The 17,626-nt window shown below is 45.4% G+C and carries 16 protein-coding genes; 5 read left to right on the top strand and 11 right to left on the bottom strand.

What is annotated here, in order from left to right:
* The 9 genes from AB3489_RS00475 to AB3489_RS00435 all read right to left on the bottom strand — a co-directional run bounded on the left by AB3489_RS00475 (position 1) and on the right by AB3489_RS00435 (position 9,608).
* Positions 1-687, bottom strand: coding sequence for a GntR family transcriptional regulator (locus AB3489_RS00475; protein WP_015042331.1), 687 nt, complete (start codon positions 685-687; stop codon positions 1-3).
* 6 nt (positions 688-693) lie between these two features.
* A complete protein-coding gene (gene ispE / locus AB3489_RS00470; RefSeq protein ID WP_025204964.1) occupies positions 694-1,593 on the bottom strand; it encodes a 4-(cytidine 5'-diphospho)-2-C-methyl-D-erythritol kinase in 900 nt (299 codons plus the stop codon).
* A gap of 88 nt (positions 1,594-1,681) precedes the next feature.
* Positions 1,682-4,312 carry a cyanophycin synthetase gene (gene cphA / locus AB3489_RS00465; RefSeq protein WP_368293534.1) on the bottom strand — a complete coding sequence of 877 codons (2,631 nt, stop codon included), beginning with the start codon at positions 4,310-4,312 and terminating at the stop codon, positions 1,682-1,684.
* Positions 4,313-4,326: 14 nt separating this feature from the next.
* A complete protein-coding gene (locus AB3489_RS00460; protein ID WP_368293533.1) occupies positions 4,327-5,184 on the bottom strand; it encodes a cyanophycinase in 858 nt (285 codons plus the stop codon).
* A gap of 69 nt (positions 5,185-5,253) precedes the next feature.
* On the bottom strand, positions 5,254-6,081 hold the full coding sequence (gene yabG / locus AB3489_RS00455; RefSeq protein ID WP_368293532.1) for a sporulation peptidase YabG: 828 nt from the start codon (positions 6,079-6,081) through the stop codon (positions 5,254-5,256).
* A 115-nt stretch (positions 6,082-6,196) separates the two neighbouring features.
* Positions 6,197-7,051 carry a 16S rRNA (adenine(1518)-N(6)/adenine(1519)-N(6))-dimethyltransferase RsmA gene (gene rsmA, locus AB3489_RS00450; protein ID WP_019224835.1) on the bottom strand — a complete coding sequence of 285 codons (855 nt, stop codon included), beginning with the start codon at positions 7,049-7,051 and terminating at the stop codon, positions 6,197-6,199.
* Complete coding sequence (locus AB3489_RS00445) at positions 7,052-7,675, bottom strand: toprim domain-containing protein (RefSeq protein WP_368293531.1); 624 nt, start codon at positions 7,673-7,675, stop codon at positions 7,052-7,054.
* A 1-nt stretch (position 7,676) separates the two neighbouring features.
* Positions 7,677-8,351 carry a helix-turn-helix domain-containing protein gene (locus tag AB3489_RS00440; RefSeq protein WP_368293530.1) on the bottom strand — a complete coding sequence of 225 codons (675 nt, stop codon included), beginning with the start codon at positions 8,349-8,351 and terminating at the stop codon, positions 7,677-7,679.
* Positions 8,352-8,486: 135 nt separating this feature from the next.
* Complete coding sequence (locus AB3489_RS00435; RefSeq protein ID WP_368293529.1) at positions 8,487-9,608, bottom strand: ATPase; 1,122 nt, start codon at positions 9,606-9,608, stop codon at positions 8,487-8,489.
* A gap of 309 nt (positions 9,609-9,917) precedes the next feature.
* On the opposite strand from AB3489_RS00435, the gene AB3489_RS00430 reads away from it, so the two are divergent.
* From AB3489_RS00430 to AB3489_RS00410, 5 genes are all read left to right on the top strand, one after another.
* Positions 9,918-10,268 (top strand): type II toxin-antitoxin system Phd/YefM family antitoxin, encoded by a 351-nt coding sequence (locus AB3489_RS00430; protein ID WP_019224840.1) that lies wholly within the window; start codon positions 9,918-9,920, stop codon positions 10,266-10,268.
* A 218-nt stretch (positions 10,269-10,486) separates the two neighbouring features.
* Positions 10,487-12,250 carry an indolepyruvate ferredoxin oxidoreductase subunit alpha gene (gene iorA / locus AB3489_RS00425; protein ID WP_368293527.1) on the top strand — a complete coding sequence of 588 codons (1,764 nt, stop codon included), beginning with the start codon at positions 10,487-10,489 and terminating at the stop codon, positions 12,248-12,250.
* Entirely contained in the window at positions 12,243-12,827 is a 585-nt protein-coding gene (locus tag AB3489_RS00420) for an indolepyruvate oxidoreductase subunit beta (protein ID WP_368293525.1), read from the top strand. Before iorA ends, AB3489_RS00420 begins: the two co-directional genes overlap by 8 nt.
* Positions 12,828-13,139: 312 nt before the next feature.
* Positions 13,140-14,366 carry a putative DNA modification/repair radical SAM protein gene (locus AB3489_RS00415; protein ID WP_368293524.1) on the top strand — a complete coding sequence of 409 codons (1,227 nt, stop codon included), beginning with the start codon at positions 13,140-13,142 and terminating at the stop codon, positions 14,364-14,366.
* A gap of 79 nt (positions 14,367-14,445) precedes the next feature.
* Entirely contained in the window at positions 14,446-15,189 is a 744-nt protein-coding gene (locus tag AB3489_RS00410) for a TIGR03915 family putative DNA repair protein (protein WP_368293522.1), read from the top strand.
* Between the two features lie 2 nt (positions 15,190-15,191).
* Here AB3489_RS00410 and AB3489_RS00405 read toward each other — a convergent pair whose 3' ends face one another.
* Both AB3489_RS00405 and glpK read right to left on the bottom strand, forming a co-directional pair.
* Positions 15,192-15,920 carry a M48 family metallopeptidase gene (locus AB3489_RS00405; RefSeq protein WP_368293521.1) on the bottom strand — a complete coding sequence of 243 codons (729 nt, stop codon included), beginning with the start codon at positions 15,918-15,920 and terminating at the stop codon, positions 15,192-15,194.
* Positions 15,921-16,076: 156 nt separating this feature from the next.
* Complete coding sequence (gene glpK, locus AB3489_RS00400; RefSeq protein WP_368293519.1) at positions 16,077-17,570, bottom strand: glycerol kinase GlpK; 1,494 nt, start codon at positions 17,568-17,570, stop codon at positions 16,077-16,079.
* Positions 17,571-17,626 lie beyond the last annotated feature (56 nt).

The raw sequence follows: 17,626 nt of genomic DNA, 5'->3' as shown, positions 1-17,626 counted from the left end.
TTATTCGCTTTTACGGCTCGATGACATGCCCCTTAAAGCTTCAAACATGACATTCCCGGCATTTTCAATATGCGCCGCTGCAAGCTTTTGCGCTTCTTCCACATCATGCCTTGCCACAGCATCAATGATCGCCCGGTGTTCCTGAATCGTATTTTTAACCCTTCCCGGAACTGCCAAAGATGTTGTCCGGAACCGCTGTGTCTGCTCTTTCAGGTTCGCAAGAATTTGAATCAGCCTTTCATTCCGGCTTGCCTTATACAAAAGAGCGTGGAAGTCTATATCGGACTGGACAATAACATCCAGAGAATCAGGCATTTTTTCATAATATAAAATCCGCTCCATCTCGTCAATTTCTTCTTCTGTAATCTTCTCGGCGGCGAGTCCTGCTGCCAGTCCTTCCAGGGCTGCGCGGATTTCAAATACGTCTTTAACATCCTTATGAGAGACTCCTGCCACATAAGCGCCCCTTCGCGGAACCATGACCACAAAGCCCTCCAGTTCAAGTTTACGGATCGCTTCTCTTACAGGTGTACGGCTTACGCCCATTTCTTCCGCCAGCTGGATTTCCATCAAGCGTTCTCCCGGCTCCAGGACTCCACTGACGATAGCCTCCCGTAGAGCCTCAAGCACAATTTCCCTCAGAGGTTTATAACTGTCAAGTTTTACCGGTACTAAACGTCTTTCCACCAAAAATCACTCCTTTTCTCCAGATTTAATATTTCGAGAACCGATCGTTTTTACTAACCAGGTTTGATGATAACCCTTCTCAGCCAGAACCTTGCGCATCTTTTCTCCCTGACCATGATCCTTTACGACGCCGAACAGTGTAGACCCGCTTCCGGACATCAGAGCTCCAAGGCAGCCTCCTTCCAGCAGCCACCGTTTTAAGACAGAAATCTCAGGGACAAGATCAAAAACAACATTCTCCAGATCATTGGAAAGCATTCTGCCAATCATATCAATCCTGGCAGCACTTAGAACACTCACCCATTTTTTTTGATTGAGCTTCGAAAATTCAGCGCGTTTATCAAACAATCGATATGCATCTGCAGTGCTTACTCCCTGTTCCGGTTTAACCAGGATGATATCCATCTCGGGTGCCCGGGGAAGTTCTTTGAGTTCAGAACCGGTCCCTTCCCCCCATGCTGTTCCTCCAAGCAGACAAAATGCCGTATCCGAACCACACTGTTTAGCCAGTCCCACTAAATGTTCATAAGAGAAAGGATTTGACAGTAGCCTGTTCAGTCCTATAAGAACAGCTGCGGCATCACTGCTTCCCCCGGCAAGCCCCGCCTGCAACGGAATATGCTTTTCGATATTAATCTCAGCTCCGGGAGTTACACCTGATGTCCTGGCCTTATATTCATCCAGAAAAAGCCCGGCAGCCTGATAAGCGAGATTTTTTTCGCCGCTTAATTCGCCGCAAAGGCAAGATATCCCGTCACCTTGAAGTGTGATTTCAACCCGGTCAAATAGAGACACAGATTGGAAGACCGTTTCAAGACTATGATATCCGTCAGTCCTGATATCATTGACAGCCAGCGCGAGGTTTATCTTGGCCGGTGCCAAAACAACCACAGAATTTTCTTTCATATTTACCAAGTTCTTTTACCTTTGATACGATAGAATTATTTTCCTAATATTATAGCGTATTACACCCTCATCCTGCCAGAAAAATATTCTAATCCGCCAAATTTCTTATTTCCGGCAGGATTAAATTGAGGTGGTCATTAATGATTTTTCTTAACGGCTCTGCTTTTTCATAAAAGATCACAACAATATCTCCTTCTCTGGCTTTTGCTAGAGCTTCGCGCAGAGCTTCCTCTTCCTTAAGAATGATCTTCATTGAACTTGCCTTTTTTCCTTCACTTAAAGCTTCTTCATAGATCATATGCGCAATTTCTCCTGATTTTCTGCCTCGCAGATCTGCATCTTCCTTAATATACAGCAGATCAAATCCTGCGGCAGCTTCCCTGGCAAATTGTTTTACTGTGGCGTCGCTTCTGTCACCGGGCAAGCCGATACACCCTACAATCCTCTTGTGCCCAATCATCTGAAGTGTTTGGACAATCTCTTTAATACCGGCAGGGTTATGACCGTAATCCAGAACTACCTTAAAGCCATCCATTTCATAATATTCGAGCCTTCCCTGATTATCTTCAGGATTTTGCCCGAAGCCGCTTACCGCCCTCCTGATTTGCTGAGCATTATATCCCAACGCATAGCAAGCTGCAACAGCTGCCAGGACATTTTGAACATTATGCCTCGCTTTTCCTCCCCAGGTAATCGGGATTTTGTTCAGGTTACAAACAGTTGAGCCGCAGGTCCCCTGATAAATCCATATCTTCTTCTGATCTGCGACCACGGCAACCCCTCCAAACGCCAGGTGTTTACAGATTCTTCTGTTCTGGATTTCGGTACTAAAATAAATAACATGTCCACTGGCTTTTTGGTCCAGGTTCACAACCTGAGGATCATCCGCATTTAGAATGGCAAAACCATGCTTTTGTACTCTTTCAGCAACCAGACTCTTCACCTTGCTCAAATCCTCAATATTGTCAATACCGTATTGACCGAGATGATCCTCAGAAATATTTGTGATAATCGCAACATCCGCATAATCATAACCGAGACCTGCCCGTAAAATCCCCCCTCTGGCTGTTTCCAGGACTGCAACTTGGACATCGGGGTGTCTCAGAACAGTCCGGGCACTGGCAGGTCCGCTGTGATCACCCTTGCTGAGCAGCCTGTCATTAATATAGATTCCTTCCGTGGATGTCATCCCTACCGTTAACTGCTGTTTCCGGAGCATCTTACTTAAAAGACGGACGACAGTTGTCTTGCCATTGGTTCCTGTCACCGAGACAATAGGGATTCTGCCGTTTCCATGCGGAAGGAGCATATTGACAATATCCCTGCCGATATTCCTGCTTTGGCCGGCACTGGGCAGCAAATGCATTCTTAAACCCGGAGCTGCATTGACCTCAATAATTCTGCCATCCTGCTCCCGGTAAGAATGCCTGATATCTCCCAGAATAAAGTCTATCCCGGCAATATCAAGTCCCAGTACGCTTGCTGCGTAAACAGCCAGCTCAGCATTATCCCTGTGCACCAAACCCGTCACGTCCACTGCCGTTGATCCGGTACTGAGGTTCGCACTTTGCCGGAGTACGACTTGTTCTCCAAGATGCGGAACAGATTTCAGCGAAAATCCCTGCCGGCTGAGATCCAAAATAAGAATGGGATCAACCGCAATTTTTGATAAATACTTTTCATGCCCCGTTCCCCTTAGAGGGTTGTTATTTTCCTGTTCGATCAGTTCTTCAATGCTCGATTTGCCGTTTCCGGCAACCATCGGCGGTCTTCTCCTGGCCGCCGCCACCAATTTGCCCCCAACAACAAGAAGCCGGTAGTTGTTTCCTTTGATGTATTCTTCGATAATCACCTTTGTGCTGTAGACCTGCGCCAGGCGGCAGGCTTTAACAATCTCACTTTCCTTCGTTAAATTGAGAGATACTCCTTTCCCTTGATTTCCCAGACATGGCTTTATAACCACACTGCTGGCAAATTGTCGGAACAGCTTCAGAATCTCCTCTTCCGAAGAAGCAATCTTTCCGCGTGGAACTGGTATGGCAGACTCACTGAGTATTAGCCGCGTAAGCTGTTTGTCTGCTGCAATATCTGTTCCGATGCAGCTCGTTCCACTTGTCATCGCCGCCTGTATTCTTTTTTGCAGACGGCCATAGCCAAGCTGATAAAGATTTCCATCCCCAAGCTTATCGTAAGGAATACCTCTCTCAAGGCAAGCCTGAAGAATGGCTTGCGTGGACGGCCCGGGCATATAGGCTGAACGAAGTTTTTTTAATTGAGCAACCAACGGCTCAGCATTCGGCTCTTCCCCATAGCGCAGCTGGTTGAGAAAACCGGCTGCAGCATAAAGTGCCTCAATCGCTGCTTCCTTGCATTCATATTCATAGATCACTTCATATTCTTTCATTTCTTCAACCAGAACACGCGTTTTGCCGTAACGGCTTTTTTCTCCGGCTAAAGTCAGCAATTCTATACTGACATGCTCCAGTACATGTCCAGGCAATGTTCCTTCTTCCAGTCTTTCAACAAACCCTCCGGGTTTTCCACGGGAACAGGTATGGTCGGCAAGTGAAGGTAGCGCCTTTAACAATCTTTGATTGAAATCGCCAAGCTCATGGGTCATTTTCCCCTGCCATTCGGCAATACTGACGATTCCACGGATCACGGGCCTGTAACTGAAAAAGTTTGCACCTTCAATTGCTTTCACCTGATGTATCCTCATGAAGATGTAGCCTCCTATTTCATTTCCTTTTTAGACAGCTCCGAATGATTCATACTGAATCCTTCAGCCTCACTCAGAAAGCTGGTCCGTTCAGTAATATTAAATCTCCAGCCTTCACTCAAAATGTGTACTTTGACCGGGGCAAGGGCCAGAGGCTTTCCATTATTTAAGTCGTCCACATTACTGATTACTGCACATGAAGCATCGGTAATAAGTACCGTTCCGCGCCCGATCACCCGAAAGTTCCCGTCATTTCTGATATGGACAGATGTATCTTCATCAATTCCGATTCCTAAGAAGTACGGATTTAAGGAGACAGCCGTCATTAGCCGTCCAATCCTTCCCCTTTGGGCAAAATGTTGGTCAATAATGATACCCTTCAAAAGTCCTAGTCCGGGGGCCATCTGAATTAAGTCTTCACCAGGCGTATCTCCCTGTCCGCCGATGATCATTGTATCAGACATTACGGATGCTCCGGCACTGGTCCCTCCGATAATAACCCCTTGCTCATACAGATGCTGCAAGGCCATACCCATTGCAGTTCCGCCGATCATCGCTGTGATCCTGAGCTGGTCCCCCCCTGTAAAGAAAATACCGCTGGCTTGAACGATCTTTTCAATATTTTCACCTACATTGGCAGACGCTCTGTCTTGAATGGCAATCACGTCTATATTTGAGCAGCCAAACTTCATAAAAAGGTCTCTATAAATGATCCCCGCCTGCTCCCCGTCCTCTGAAGCTGCAGTAATAACACATATCCTGGATCTTTTTTCTCCTGCCTCGCGGTAATAATATTTTAAAATTTTACAGTCTTTTTCCTTGTCTTCTGCTCCGCCGATAATAAGCAGATTTCCCATAATATGCTCGGTCATAGCATCCCTCCGAGCTTAATTTGTGGAAATCTGCGTAAATTATTCCTAAACTTGTATTTTATTCATGAATTAATGCTCTACTTTGGGGTAACCTCTTCTGAGCTGTCCTCTTGTTTCAATTCCGCCTACACCGTCTACGCCCGTAACTGTATGCCGAATGATATCTTTGAGAGAAACGGTACGGTCAATTGGCGTATAGGCAATGCTCTCCACCAGAAACACAGGGTCTAAGGCATGAATCATCATTCGTCTTGGCGAAGAGGCAAAGTTTGCACCGGCTTCAATGATTGCTTCGAAATTAGACTGGCATCCGCCTGCAAAGATAACCAACTGATCTTTATTCGGCTGAATTCTCCTTGCTTCCGTAACGGACTGCACAAAATGACCCGAGCTCCGGTAGCTGTCCAGACTTTTCAAATTGCTTTTCCCTTTAAGCAAAGAATCATGTCCTGTCAAAACCAGAATATCCGCCGGATAATCTCGCAAAGACCCGGCAATTGCCTTGGGCTGTTCCGCTTCCGATTTGCAAATTCCTTTGGCCTGAAGTCCCAATTGTCTATACGTTTTTAGACAATGATCCAAATATTCCTGATCTCCGTCCAAATGAAGAATTTTGCCCGGTATTTCAAAGTACTCTTCTTCAACCTTGAATTTGCGATCGTAGACAACCTTACGGAATTTTTTATAAACTTCCTGAGAATCGGCCAGCTGATAATGGACAATTTGCTTATCATCCTTGAAAATAAGGTCATCGACATCGGCGTCGGCGATTAATCGGTAATTGAGTCCACCAAGTACTGCCGTTATTTTCTTGCGCCTTTTATTCAGGGCCAGTATTTTTAGAAATAAATCCTGGTTATAAGAAAGGCGGGCCACAATATCTCCTGTCTTAAACATGTCTAACCCTCCTGCTCTTCGCAAACTCCTTTAAAAATCGCTGCATCTATATTTTCTGATTTACTCTATTTTATGACATAAAAAAATACCGGTTCCCAAACCGGTATCCTTAGAATCAATTTCTTTGCGCCTCCCAGACGGCTACAATCTTCTGATAATCAAGTATCCCGACATCTTCAGCCCTGAGCTTCGGGTCTACTCCCGCAGCCTTGAGTATCTCCGCAGTTTGCTCTTTGGGTAAAGAGAGTCCGCTGGAAAGCGTATTCAGCAACATCTTCCTTCGCTGCGCAAAAGCCGCCCGCACAACCTTGAAAAAGACGTCTCTCTTTTCCAATGAGAATCCTGGATATGGCCGGATATCCAGTCTTAGCACCGTCGATGTGACCTTCGGCTGAGGCCAGAAGGCCGAAGGTGGAACATCGAACAGCCTTTTAACCTCGGCTGATAACTGAACGGCAATCGATAATATCCCATAATCCCTTCCCCCGGGCAGGGCACACATTCGGTCGGCAACTTCTTTCTGGACCATTACGGTCATGCCCAGCAGCGATTCCGCCTGGTCAAGGAAATGCATCAGTAGCGGATTTGTGATGTAGTACGGGAGATTGCCAATCAGCCAGCCTTTTTCCTGTCCCCAAAGATTGGCTAGTTTAAGCTTTAGGGCATCCATATGCAGCAGAACAAACGGGTAGGCGTTTAATTCTCTTTGGAGCAACTCAACTTTTTCCTTATCAAGTTCTACCGCCCACAATCTGGGGAATTTTGGGGCAAGCATCCTCGTTAGAGCACCCGGCCCCGGTCCAATCTCAACCAGTGGCAGATCATTTAAGGGCATACCCTCCCGAACGATCCTTTCGATAATGCTGTCATTAACTAAAAAATTTTGACCCAAAGATTTTTTGGCCCGGACCCCATGGCGTACAACTCTGCGGATATAGGACGCCGTATCTTCCCATCCTGCTTTCGTCACTTACTTCCCATTCCCTTCCATCTGCTTTACTGCGGAATAAAATTCGTCTTTAGTTATCCCAAAACGGTTGACGCGAAATAAAAATTGCTTGGCGTTGGTATCCCCAATCCCCAAAATTTTCCCGAGCCGGACCCGTTTTGCAGCCGAACAGCATTGCCCAACCAGGCCGCTTTGCCGCAAATCAGCCATTACTACCGCCTCAGCATTTATCTTCTCAGCAATTTTCACTCCATCGTTGCTGTCCATATTCGAAATCTTTACTTCGAGTATTTTGGAAAACGCTTTCCTGATCTCCTCCGAAGAAACGTTTTCCAGGCCAATATCATGATCTTTCGGATTGCGGGCTACCTCGACGGAAAGATAAACGTGCCTGGCTTTCGGGATCCGTTTATTGATTCGCTCCCGAATCTGTTTTCCAGCAAAATCAGGATCCGTACAGACAATAACGCCGCGTCTCTCTGCCATCTCCGCAATATACTCCAGCTTTTGCTCGGTCAATCCAAACCCCTCCGTCCAGATGACGTCAACTTTGCCCAGGGCGCGTCTGACCGCATGCGCATCGTTTTTCCCTTCAACCACGATCAGCGGTTCATAATCAAGATCCGTATTTGTGTTGAAATTCATTTCATTCTCCTTTAGCTTGCAGCGACAAAAGCTTATCTATTTTCTTATCAATAGCCGCTATTTTTTCCAGGCTGTTTTGATTGCTGCTCCCAATGGCAGATTCAATCTGCAGCACTTTGCGTCTGAGCTCGTTTAAGGCATTTTGAAGCAGTGTATCCGAAGCCAGGATATCTTTCCCCAGTTCTTTCGTTGCTTCACGAAAGCGGTTAAAAAATGTTTCGCTTTGTTTTTCAATGTAAAGGGTCAGCAGCCTTCCAGGAAGCAGGGTGTTGGTCCGGCCGTCCCCTCTGATCTTGTATGTGCCCCCGGCCGTACAGTACGGCTTTTCTTTACCGGAGGGAATCTCAATTCGGTAGATTGGCTTTCTGGCATAGTTTTCTATTATTATAGCGACTTCAACAGGCGGAACACAACTCTCAGCTTTACTTAAAATAAAGAGTCTCTCCTTGTCACCAACAGGACAGCCGATGATTCTACCTTTCTGCATGCTGTTTTTATCTTCAACTTCACCCACGCCAGCTAAAATGGTTCCTCCATTTTCTGAATTCGCAAATGCTACTAAATCTGTGGCTTGAATGCCTTTAACTGTCATCTTGAAATCCGCATCGAAACCTTCCTGTTTGACCAGCAGCTGTTTTGTTTTGCTGGAAATTGTCATATATAGATCTTTTTCCATAAAAACCTCATGATAGGATATTTTCCTATTCTATCATAACCAATCATCAAACAAAAAATCACTTCAAAGGACCGCATCAGGGAGATAGAAAACCAAGGGAGGGACACATCTTTTGTCCCCCCTCCGCGGTATGTCTTAATGTAGTTGTTTTTCTGCTGCGCAGGCCTCACTGTCCGCAATATCCAAAATCCTGCTCAAGATCTCCTCGTATTTTTCTTCGACAGCCTTGAAATTCATATACGGGACATAATATTGCTCCAGAGCATCGTGCTCCTGTTTGGCCTGGTGAATGCAGTCCATTCCGCTGTGCATAAGATGACCAAACAAATCCAGGTCACTGTTCAGTTCCTGTGTCAGTGATGAAGAAAGCTCTGTATGGACATGCCTGTTCAGGTTAACGGACTCTTGATGATTGTTTCGGAAATATTCGCTCGACGTCAGGGCAACCTGCAGTTCTTTGATCACAATCGTTCCGATCTTGGAAGGGATCAGCGGTAAGTGATAGATTTCTACATCAAAACCTTTTTCCATGGCCTTGGTGGCAATTTTCTCCATAAGAACGGATCTTCCTGTGCCCATCTCGCCTTCCAGATAAACGATTTGCCGGATTTCCTGAAGAATAGAATCTGTAAAATCAACAAAACCTTCCGGTGTATACGCACAGGAAAACAGATGTCTGGCCACGCCGGTCCTACCGGAGTTTTCCGCCATGTACACACCCTCAAATATTTTCTTTGCCAAACGCGATATTTCCATATTCAATGCGGAAAAATCCATAGACTGCCTGGTTATTGCCATCATATTCTCCGCGACCGCTCTGGCTGCACTTAACAAACGGTAAGCCCTGGCAAACAGACGGCTGACTTCATTCGTTGACGCGATAATATGTTTTACATTGTGCTGTATGGCATCCGTATCCCAGAATTCTCCCAGATTTATGATCTCATCCAGACCTCCAGGATACTTTGGATCCACAATATGCGGTGCAGTTCCATCAACCATCACAATCCCGGCATCCACAACCGCTATTCCGTCGAGGGAATGATGATCGGAAGAGCAGTGGTGGAATTCCACATCATAACCCATTTCTGCCATTCTGTTCCCAATTTTTTTCATCAACGTTGATTTTCCGACGCCAGGTCCCCCTTTGACCACAAAAGTTCGTTTCGTACCTTTTTCCAGCAGAAACGAATAGTACGAAAAAAATCCCTCTGAGGTATTTCCGCCCGGAAATACATGTTTCATGTTTCCTTTCATTTTACCGACACACTCCTCAATGAATAATATGTTCACGCTTCATTTTATTGCCTGTTGCCTTAAAAGGTTCAATTGATGGTTCAGGGCAGTTCAGGAAAAAAATTTTGACAAATCTCATTGATTTATTTCTCTTATTAATAAGGATTGTCGTTTCTTCGACTATTTTCATGCAGATATGCATGTTAATTACCACTAAAATCATTCAGCCGCTTGTTGCATTATTCCAGTTTCCAGCTTATAATCAAAATGTCTTTGGACGTTTGTCTGAGCATGACATTTGTGATCTGCTGAGGGAGGGGAGATTCTCGCATGGATTTGCGCCGGGTATTTGACTGTATGATTTCCGTTTCGGAGTTAGGCCGTGGACAAGCTTCAAAAGTTATTCAGGCCGTTGAAGATGAAGGCAATCCCTATATCATCGTCAAAAATAACAAACCCCAGGCTGTCATCATCTCCATCCATGAATATTCGGAACTAATGCGCATTCGAGATATGGTCGCCTCTGGTCAGAATATCAGTTCTCCGCTCTATTCGCCCCATTTCCAGGATAATTATGCCTCCCTGAAAACAAATAATGTTCTTTCTGACGATGAAATCAATATTTTCCTTGAAAGTGAAGACCCCGAAGGCCTGGATCTTGAAAGCGAATCAAATGACTAAATGACGAACCACTAAATTGATTTCTATATATAAATTGAACAGTTATATAAATTATAACAGTTTGGCAATCATCCAGATATTTTCAAAAAAATAGCTTGGATTTTGCTTGAACTGTTTTCTTTATTCATACTATAATGAATCTTATATCACCGAAAACAACCTATAACATTTGATGATATCTTATAAATACAGATCTAAAATTTGAGAGGATGGGGACAATGAAAAAGCTTCTGACAGGCAACGAAGCGATTGCAAGAGGTGCCTGGGAAGCCGGAGTTGTAGTATGCACGGCTTATCCAGGAACCCCCAGTACGGAAATTACAGAAAACGCAGCAAAATATGATGAGATGTATGCGGAATGGTCCCCGAACGAAAAAGTAGCACTCGAAGTTGGTTTGGGTGCTGCGATTGCCGGTGGAAGAGCGCTTGTCTCCATGAAACATGTCGGGGTAAACGTAGCAGCAGATCCCTTGTTTACACTTTCGTATACCGGTGTTAACGGTGGACTGGTACTTGTATCTGCTGACGATCCGGGCATGCATAGTTCTCAAAATGAACAGGATAACCGTCATTTTGGACGGGCAGCAAAAATTCCGGTACTAGAGCCGGCCAACAGCCAGGAGGCCAAAGATTTTACCAAATTGGCTTTTGACATCAGCGAGATGTTTGATACGCCGGTTATGCTCAGAATGACAACACGGGTGGCACATTCCCAGTCCCTGGTCGAACTTAATGACCGCGAGGAGAAAGGACTCAAGGAATATCAGAAAAATCCTTCCAAATATGTGATGATTCCCGCAAATGCCCGTCACCGCCATGTGGTTGTTGAGGATAGGCTAATAAAACTAAAAGACTACGCTGAAAGTACCGATCTAAACCGCGTTGAATGGAACGATACGAAGATCGGAGTAATTACCAGCGGCGTAACCTACCAGTATGTCAAAGAAGTTTTACCGGAAGTTTCAATCTTAAAACTTGGCATGACCTTCCCGCTGCCCCAAAAAATGATTATGGACTTTGCGGGCAAAGTAGATCAGTTATATATTGTCGAAGAATTGGAACCTTTTATCGAAGAGTATGTAAGATCCTGGGGTCTTGATGTTCATGGCAAGGATACTTTTCCGCTGATCGGAGAATTACTGCCGGAAACGATTGCCGCCAAAATGGTGCAGACGCTTGGGGACTGTTCTCCCCGCGAGACGGCCGAACCAGATCAACTGCAATATGAAGTTCCTCCGCGTCCTCCTGTCCTATGTCCCGGCTGTCCGCACAGAGGTCTTTTCTATGTACTTAATAAGCTTAAAGTCACCGTCGCCGGTGACATCGGTTGTTATACGCTTGGCTGCCTTGCTCCGCTTAAAGCCATTGACACGACCATTTGTATGGGAGCAAGCATCGGTACTGCCATTGGTATGGAGAAAGCCAGAGGTAAGGATTTTGCACGCAGCCTGGTCGCTGTAATTGGAGATTCTACTTTTATTCATTCGGGAATAACTGCACTTGTTGACGTCGTCTACAATAAAGCAACGACAACGACAATTATTCTGGATAACCGCATCACGGCAATGACCGGCCACCAACATAACCCGACGACCGGGTTTACAGTTAAAGGAGAACCTACCAAAGAAATTGATCTCGTCCTTCTGGCCAAGGCCGTCGGCGTAGGAAGAGTACGAGTTGTTGATCCGTTTGAGCTGGAGGAGCTGGAAAAAATCGTCGGAGAAGAACTGGCTGCAGAAGAACCTTCAGTCATAATCACCCAACGGAATTGCGCCCTGATCGATAAAAGCCGGAATAACCCTTATAGCGTATCCCCGGGAGCTTGTACCGGCTGCCTACGCTGCCTTAAGTTAGGCTGTCCCTGTATTGCCAAGGAAGGGAAAAAAGTCAGGATCAACCTTGCCCAGTGTGTAGGCTGCGGGCTTTGTGCCACCGTCTGCCCCAGTGAAGCAATCAGGAAAGAAGGTAGCGCCAATGACTGATATCACGAATATTCTCATTGTTGGAGTAGGGGGACAGGGAACAATCCTTGCAAGCAGAGTACTGGCGGGCGCCGTCCAAATGACCGGCCAGGACGTTAAGGTCTCGGAGATTCACGGGATGGCTCAGCGGGGCGGGAGTGTGGTTACCCAGGTAAGATACGGCAAAGAAGTCGCCTCCCCGATCATTCCTGAAGGTGAAGCGGATATTATACTCGCTTTTGAGAAGCTGGAGGCTCTCCGCTGGCTGCCCTATCTGAAAAAGGATGGCAGCATCTTAATCAATGACCAAAGGATCGATCCTATGCCAGTAGTCGTCGGAACGGCGCAATATCCTTCCGATATCCTGGATATCATAAAAAAAGAATGCAAAGAAGTCCTCATCATTAACGGTCTCGGAAAAGCTATCGAAGCCGGCAACGCCAAAACGGTAAACGTAGCTCTGCTGGGACTGCTGGCCAGATGTCTGAAGATAGACAAGGAAACCTGGCTTGATGTTATCCGGGAAACGGTCCCCACCAAACTGCTTGAGGTCAATCTGAAAGCTTTTGAAGAGGGCTGGAACAGTTTTGACCGCTGAGTTGTATCTCTATACAAAAAATAACCGATAGGATACTGCTAATAGTGTTATGCTATTGGCAGTATTTTTTTAGGCTCTATGTCAAATGTTGGGGTGAACCCCAAAACAAGAGTAACTCTAAACCGATATGATGCTGCTAATGGTTTTTGACTGTTATCAGCATTTTTTGAGCTAAGCTAAGGTTGACGACATGGTTCCATCATATAGAGAATGTGGGATTCTCATACGAAAAAAAGGGGGGCAGCACTACTTTATCGAACATATGTTTGCTTTATTCATTATCCTGTGCTAGAATTAATTGGGGTGATGAGCATGGGTACTCTGGAAAAACTTGCAGTCCTCGCTGATGGAGCCAAGTATGATGTTTCTTGTGCGTCAAGCGGGGTAAATAAGCATAATCAAGGCGGTATCGGCAACTCCAAATCATTCGGCATTTGCCACACCTGGTCTGCCGATGGCCGCTGTGTTTCGCTTTTAAAGATTCTCCTGACCAACTACTGCATCTATAACTGCAATTACTGCGTCAACCGCAATCAGAATGATATCCCGCGAGCCAGTTTCACGCCAAGGGAAGTTGCCGACCTGATGATTCAATTCTACAGGCGAAATTATATTGAAGGTCTTTTTTTGAGCTCGGGGATTGAGCGCAGTCCAAATCATACCATGGAAAGGATTTATCAGGTTCTTGACATTCTGAGGCATGAATATCACTTTTACGGATATATACACGTCAAAGTGATTCCCGGCGCCGATCCGGCGCTGGTCAACAAGACCGGATTACTCGCCGACAGGATGAGCATTAATATTGAACAGCCTACAGAGCAGAGCCTCAAACTCCTGGCGCCGCAAAAGACACTGCCCGTCCTATTTGCGCCGATGAATCAGATTAATAATCAAATGACGCAAAACGCTTCCGAAAGAAAGATCTTCCGACACGTCCAAAAATTTGTTCCGGCAGGACAGTCGACCCAGATGATTGTCGGGGCAAGCAAAGACAGTGACCTTTCCATTATTAAAGCCACAGAAACCCTCTACAACCGTTTTCAGTTGAAAAGAGTCTATTACTCGGCCTATGTTCCCGTTAATGAGGGCCCAAATCTTCCTGCTCTTTCCACTTCTCCGCCTTTGCTTAGAGAACACCGGCTCTATCAGGCGGACTGGCTGCTGAGATTTTACAGCTTTAAAGCGGATGAAATCGTCAATGAACAAAGTCCGTTTTTGGATACCGATTTTGATCCCAAAATTTCCTGGGCGCTTCGAAACATGCAGTTATTTCCTCTAGAAATCAACCAAGCCTCTTATGAAGAACTGCTTCGAATTCCTGGCGTAGGCGTGACTTCCGCCCAGAGAATCATTCTGCAGCGCAGGCTGGGTAATATTTCTTATAATCATCTTAAAAAAATGGGTGTGGTTCTTAAGCGCGCTAAATATTTTATTACGTGTCAGGGCTGTTATTACGGAGGCATCCCTGCAGAAAGTGCCTTGGTGCGCCAGGCCCTGGCACCTGTAGCCAAACCCGTTCAGCTATGTTTGTTCTGATTTATCCTGTAAACATAGATGATCATTTTAGGGTTGACAAGGTTCTAGGAATCTTCCGAAGAATGAGGGACTGTTGAAAATGGATTATTTATATGACGGAAGCTTTGACGGTCTGCTGACTTCAATATATTACAGCTATTATGAACAAAGAGCCCAGGGAATCTATCCTGAGGCTTCGTATCAGTTCAATATGTTCACACCATCTACCGTTATCCAAAGTGATCCTGTGCTTGCTGCCAGGGTTTATGATGCGATAGACAGAAAAATTTCTGTCTACTCCTTAATGCAGATCTATTATGTATACCTCTCGAACAATACCGCTAAAGAAAACCTCATCTTAAAATACCTTCAGCTTGGCTTTCAATTAGGTCCGAAAGTTGACAGCATTCATACTCATCCCGAGGTATTGCCGATCCGGCAAACAGCCAAGAAAGTATCTTTTGAAGCAGAACGCTTTTTGGGGCTACTTCGCTTTACGGATACCCGCAGTTATCTTTATGCGGCCCTGGAGCCGGATCATAATATATTAATTCTTCTGGCCGACCATTTTGCCGACAGGCTAGCAGGCGAACGTTTCATTATTCATGACAAAAAAAGAAGCCTTGCGATCATCTGCAATGAAAAAGACTGGTACCTTTCCGATTTTTCCGAGGAAGCAGCCATTCCTGATTCTGAGACAGAACAATTATACCAGGAGCTCTGGGCTAAATATTTTACCCGTATCAGCATTGAAAACCGCAAAAATAAAAAGCTCCAATCCCATTTTATCCCCCAGCGCTATCGTCATAACCTGGTGGAATTTCGAAAATCGGAGCTGCTTTAATCTCATCCGTCCATCAATTCATTACAATGTTCTTTTAGCCAGCTTTTCCACTTCTTATAGTCCGGCAGAATTTGTTCCACGAATGCCCAAAATTCCTTGGAATGGTTCATGTACTTAAGATGGGCCAATTCATGAATAATCACATAAGCCGCAACCTGGTTCGGTGCCATGATAATGCGCCAATTTAAGTTGATGTATCCTTTGCTTGAACAGCTTCCCCATTTTGTTTTTTGATCCTTAATTCTAAATTTTTGGTAGGCAATATCCAGCTGTCTGGCATAATATTCGACCTGTTCAGGAAGAAGCTTTTGGGCCTGCCGGATATACCATTCTTCCAGTATCTTTTTGGTTGATTGACTTTTCTTCTCTTTTGATAACCCCGGTGGAATGGTTACAACGATCCTGCTTCCAATAAACGATGCTGAGGAGCTTCCGGGTCCGGCCTTTTCCTCGATCAGCAGAGGATAATGTCTGCCCCTGTACAGTAGTTTTTCACCTGAAACATATTCCTTCGCAGCAGTTTCACCTGCTGCTGAATTTTGTTTTTCGATGTGCTTTAATATCAGGTCTTTATTGTTTTCCAGATATCGTCTGGCCTGGGTAAAAGTAATTTCGGCAGGAACAGAAACCTTTAACTTCTGATGTTTGATGGTAACAATCAATCTTTTTGCTTTGCTGCTTTTTCGAAGCTCATATTCAATTTGCCTTTTGCCTATACGAAGGTATTCCATTTTGCCTTCCACTTTACTCCCGAAAATAATGATATTGCCCTGTGCAAAAAATCAAGCAAGACTATTTTACTACGACTAAGGGGAAAAAAGAAACCTTTACGCCAATAAATATTATCTGAATATATCTGTTATTTGTATTTTCCGTTCATAATCCCATCATACGGTCCGATAGGTTGCCTGACTGACTGCCGCTTTCCACCCACTCAGGTATTGCTGACGCTCAGATCCGGTGATGTTCGAATCAGAAATAAAACGCCCTTTACTGAGGCATTTCAGCTCTTCTTTGTCCTTCCAGTATCCGGCTGCCAAACCTGCCAGATATGCTGCTCCCAAAGCCGTAACCTCACAAATTTCTGACCGTTCAACCGGAATACCGCTGAGATCCGCCTGAAACTGCAGCAGGAAATTATTAACGGCTGCACCGCCGTCTACTTTCAAGGCCTTAAGACGAATACCGGTATCCTTAGCCATTAACGCAAGAACATCATTCGTCTGATAAGCAATGCTTTCCAACGCGGCTCTTACAAGGTGGAAGCGGTTTGCTCCCCGGGTAAGTCCGGTCACTATGCCGCGGGCATGCATATCCCAGTATGGTGCGCCGAGTCCGACGAAGGCCGGAACAATATAGACACCGTTCGTATCTTTGACCTGAGTTGCATAATACTCGCTTTCGGCAGAAGTTTTCAGCAATCCAAGTTCATCACGAAGCCACTGAATGACTGCTCCACCAATAAATACACTGCCTTCCAGCGCATATTCCACCCCGTTGTCAATTCCCCAGGCAATTGTTGTCAGCAATTTATTTTGAGACCGGATCATATTTTTACCGGTATTCATTAGGATAAAACAACCCGTACCATAGGTATTTTTGACCATTCCTTCTGTAAAGCAGGCCTGCCCAAAAAGTGCGGCCTGCTGATCACCGGCTATACCAGCTATCGGTATTTCAGCGCCAAATATCGAAGAATCTGTTACCCCGCAGCAGAGGCTGCTCGGACAGACTTCCGGCAGCAGTGATCTGGGGATATTCAGATAAGATAATATTTTGTCATCCCACGCTAGTTCCCTGATATTATAGAGCATGGTCCGGGAGGCATTGCTATAATCCGTGATATGCAGCCGGCCTTTGGTAAGATTCCAGACGAGCCAGCTGTCAATTGTGCCAAAAAGCAAATCCCCTTTTTCAGCCATCGCCTGGCCATCCGGAATATGATCGAGGATCCAGCGGATTTTCGTTCCGGAAAAATAAGCATCCGCAACAAGGCCGGTCGCATCTGAAATATACTCGTTTAAGGTACTGTTCAATATCTGCTCGCAAAGTTCCGTCGTTCTGCGGCATTGCCAGACAATCGCATGATAGACAGGTTTGCCGGTAAAACGGTTCCAAACCACAGTCGTCTCCCTTTGATTTGCTATCCCTAGCCCAACAATATCATCCGGATTTATGTCCGTCTGATCCAGAACCTCTCTGATAGCAGCCAGCTGGGTGTCCCAGATTTCCAAAGGATCATGTTCAACCCACCCCGGGAACGGATAGATCTGAGCAAACTCTTTTTGGGCTTTGCCTACGATCATTCCTTCATGGTTAAAAATGACAGCCCGTGAGCTTGTCGTCCCCTGATCGAGCGCAATAATATATTTTTGGACCATTTATGTTCCTCCATTAACCAGTTCAATGAGCCAAAGCCCGAATACTTTCCGTAAAT

Source organism: Dehalobacter sp. TBBPA1 (assembly GCF_040931655.1).
In the GTDB taxonomy this organism is placed as follows: domain Bacteria; phylum Bacillota; class Desulfitobacteriia; order Desulfitobacteriales; family Syntrophobotulaceae; genus Dehalobacter; species Dehalobacter restrictus.
Note: the sequence above shows the minus strand (reverse complement) of the source record. Positions and strands in the feature narration are given on the sequence as shown.

Bases quoted from the DNA above. Each gene is read 5' to 3' on its own strand.
- AB3489_RS00460 (WP_368293533.1), bottom strand. From the start codon at position 5,184: ATGACCGAGCATATTATGGGAAATCTGCTTATTATCGGCGGAGCAGAA.
- glpK (WP_368293519.1), bottom strand. From the start codon at position 17,570: ATGGTCCAAAAATATATTATTGCGCTCGATCAGGGGACGACAAGCTCA.
- yabG (WP_368293532.1), bottom strand. From the start codon at position 6,081: ATGTTTAAGACAGGAGATATTGTGGCCCGCCTTTCTTATAACCAGGAT.
- cphA (WP_368293534.1), bottom strand. From the start codon at position 4,312: ATGAGGATACATCAGGTGAAAGCAATTGAAGGTGCAAACTTTTTCAGT.
- AB3489_RS00410 (WP_368293522.1), top strand. From the start codon at position 14,446: ATGGATTATTTATATGACGGAAGCTTTGACGGTCTGCTGACTTCAATA.
- AB3489_RS00415 (WP_368293524.1), top strand. From the start codon at position 13,140: ATGGGTACTCTGGAAAAACTTGCAGTCCTCGCTGATGGAGCCAAGTAT.
- iorA (WP_368293527.1), top strand. From the start codon at position 10,487: ATGAAAAAGCTTCTGACAGGCAACGAAGCGATTGCAAGAGGTGCCTGG.
- AB3489_RS00440 (WP_368293530.1), bottom strand. From the start codon at position 8,351: ATGGAAAAAGATCTATATATGACAATTTCCAGCAAAACAAAACAGCTG.
- AB3489_RS00445 (WP_368293531.1), bottom strand. From the start codon at position 7,675: ATGAATTTCAACACAAATACGGATCTTGATTATGAACCGCTGATCGTG.
- AB3489_RS00420 (WP_368293525.1), top strand. From the start codon at position 12,243: ATGACTGATATCACGAATATTCTCATTGTTGGAGTAGGGGGACAGGGA.
- AB3489_RS00435 (WP_368293529.1), bottom strand. From the start codon at position 9,608: ATGAAAGGAAACATGAAACATGTATTTCCGGGCGGAAATACCTCAGAG.
- ispE (WP_025204964.1), bottom strand. From the start codon at position 1,593: ATGAAAGAAAATTCTGTGGTTGTTTTGGCACCGGCCAAGATAAACCTC.
- AB3489_RS00430 (WP_019224840.1), top strand. From the start codon at position 9,918: ATGGATTTGCGCCGGGTATTTGACTGTATGATTTCCGTTTCGGAGTTA.
- AB3489_RS00405 (WP_368293521.1), bottom strand. From the start codon at position 15,920: ATGGAATACCTTCGTATAGGCAAAAGGCAAATTGAATATGAGCTTCGA.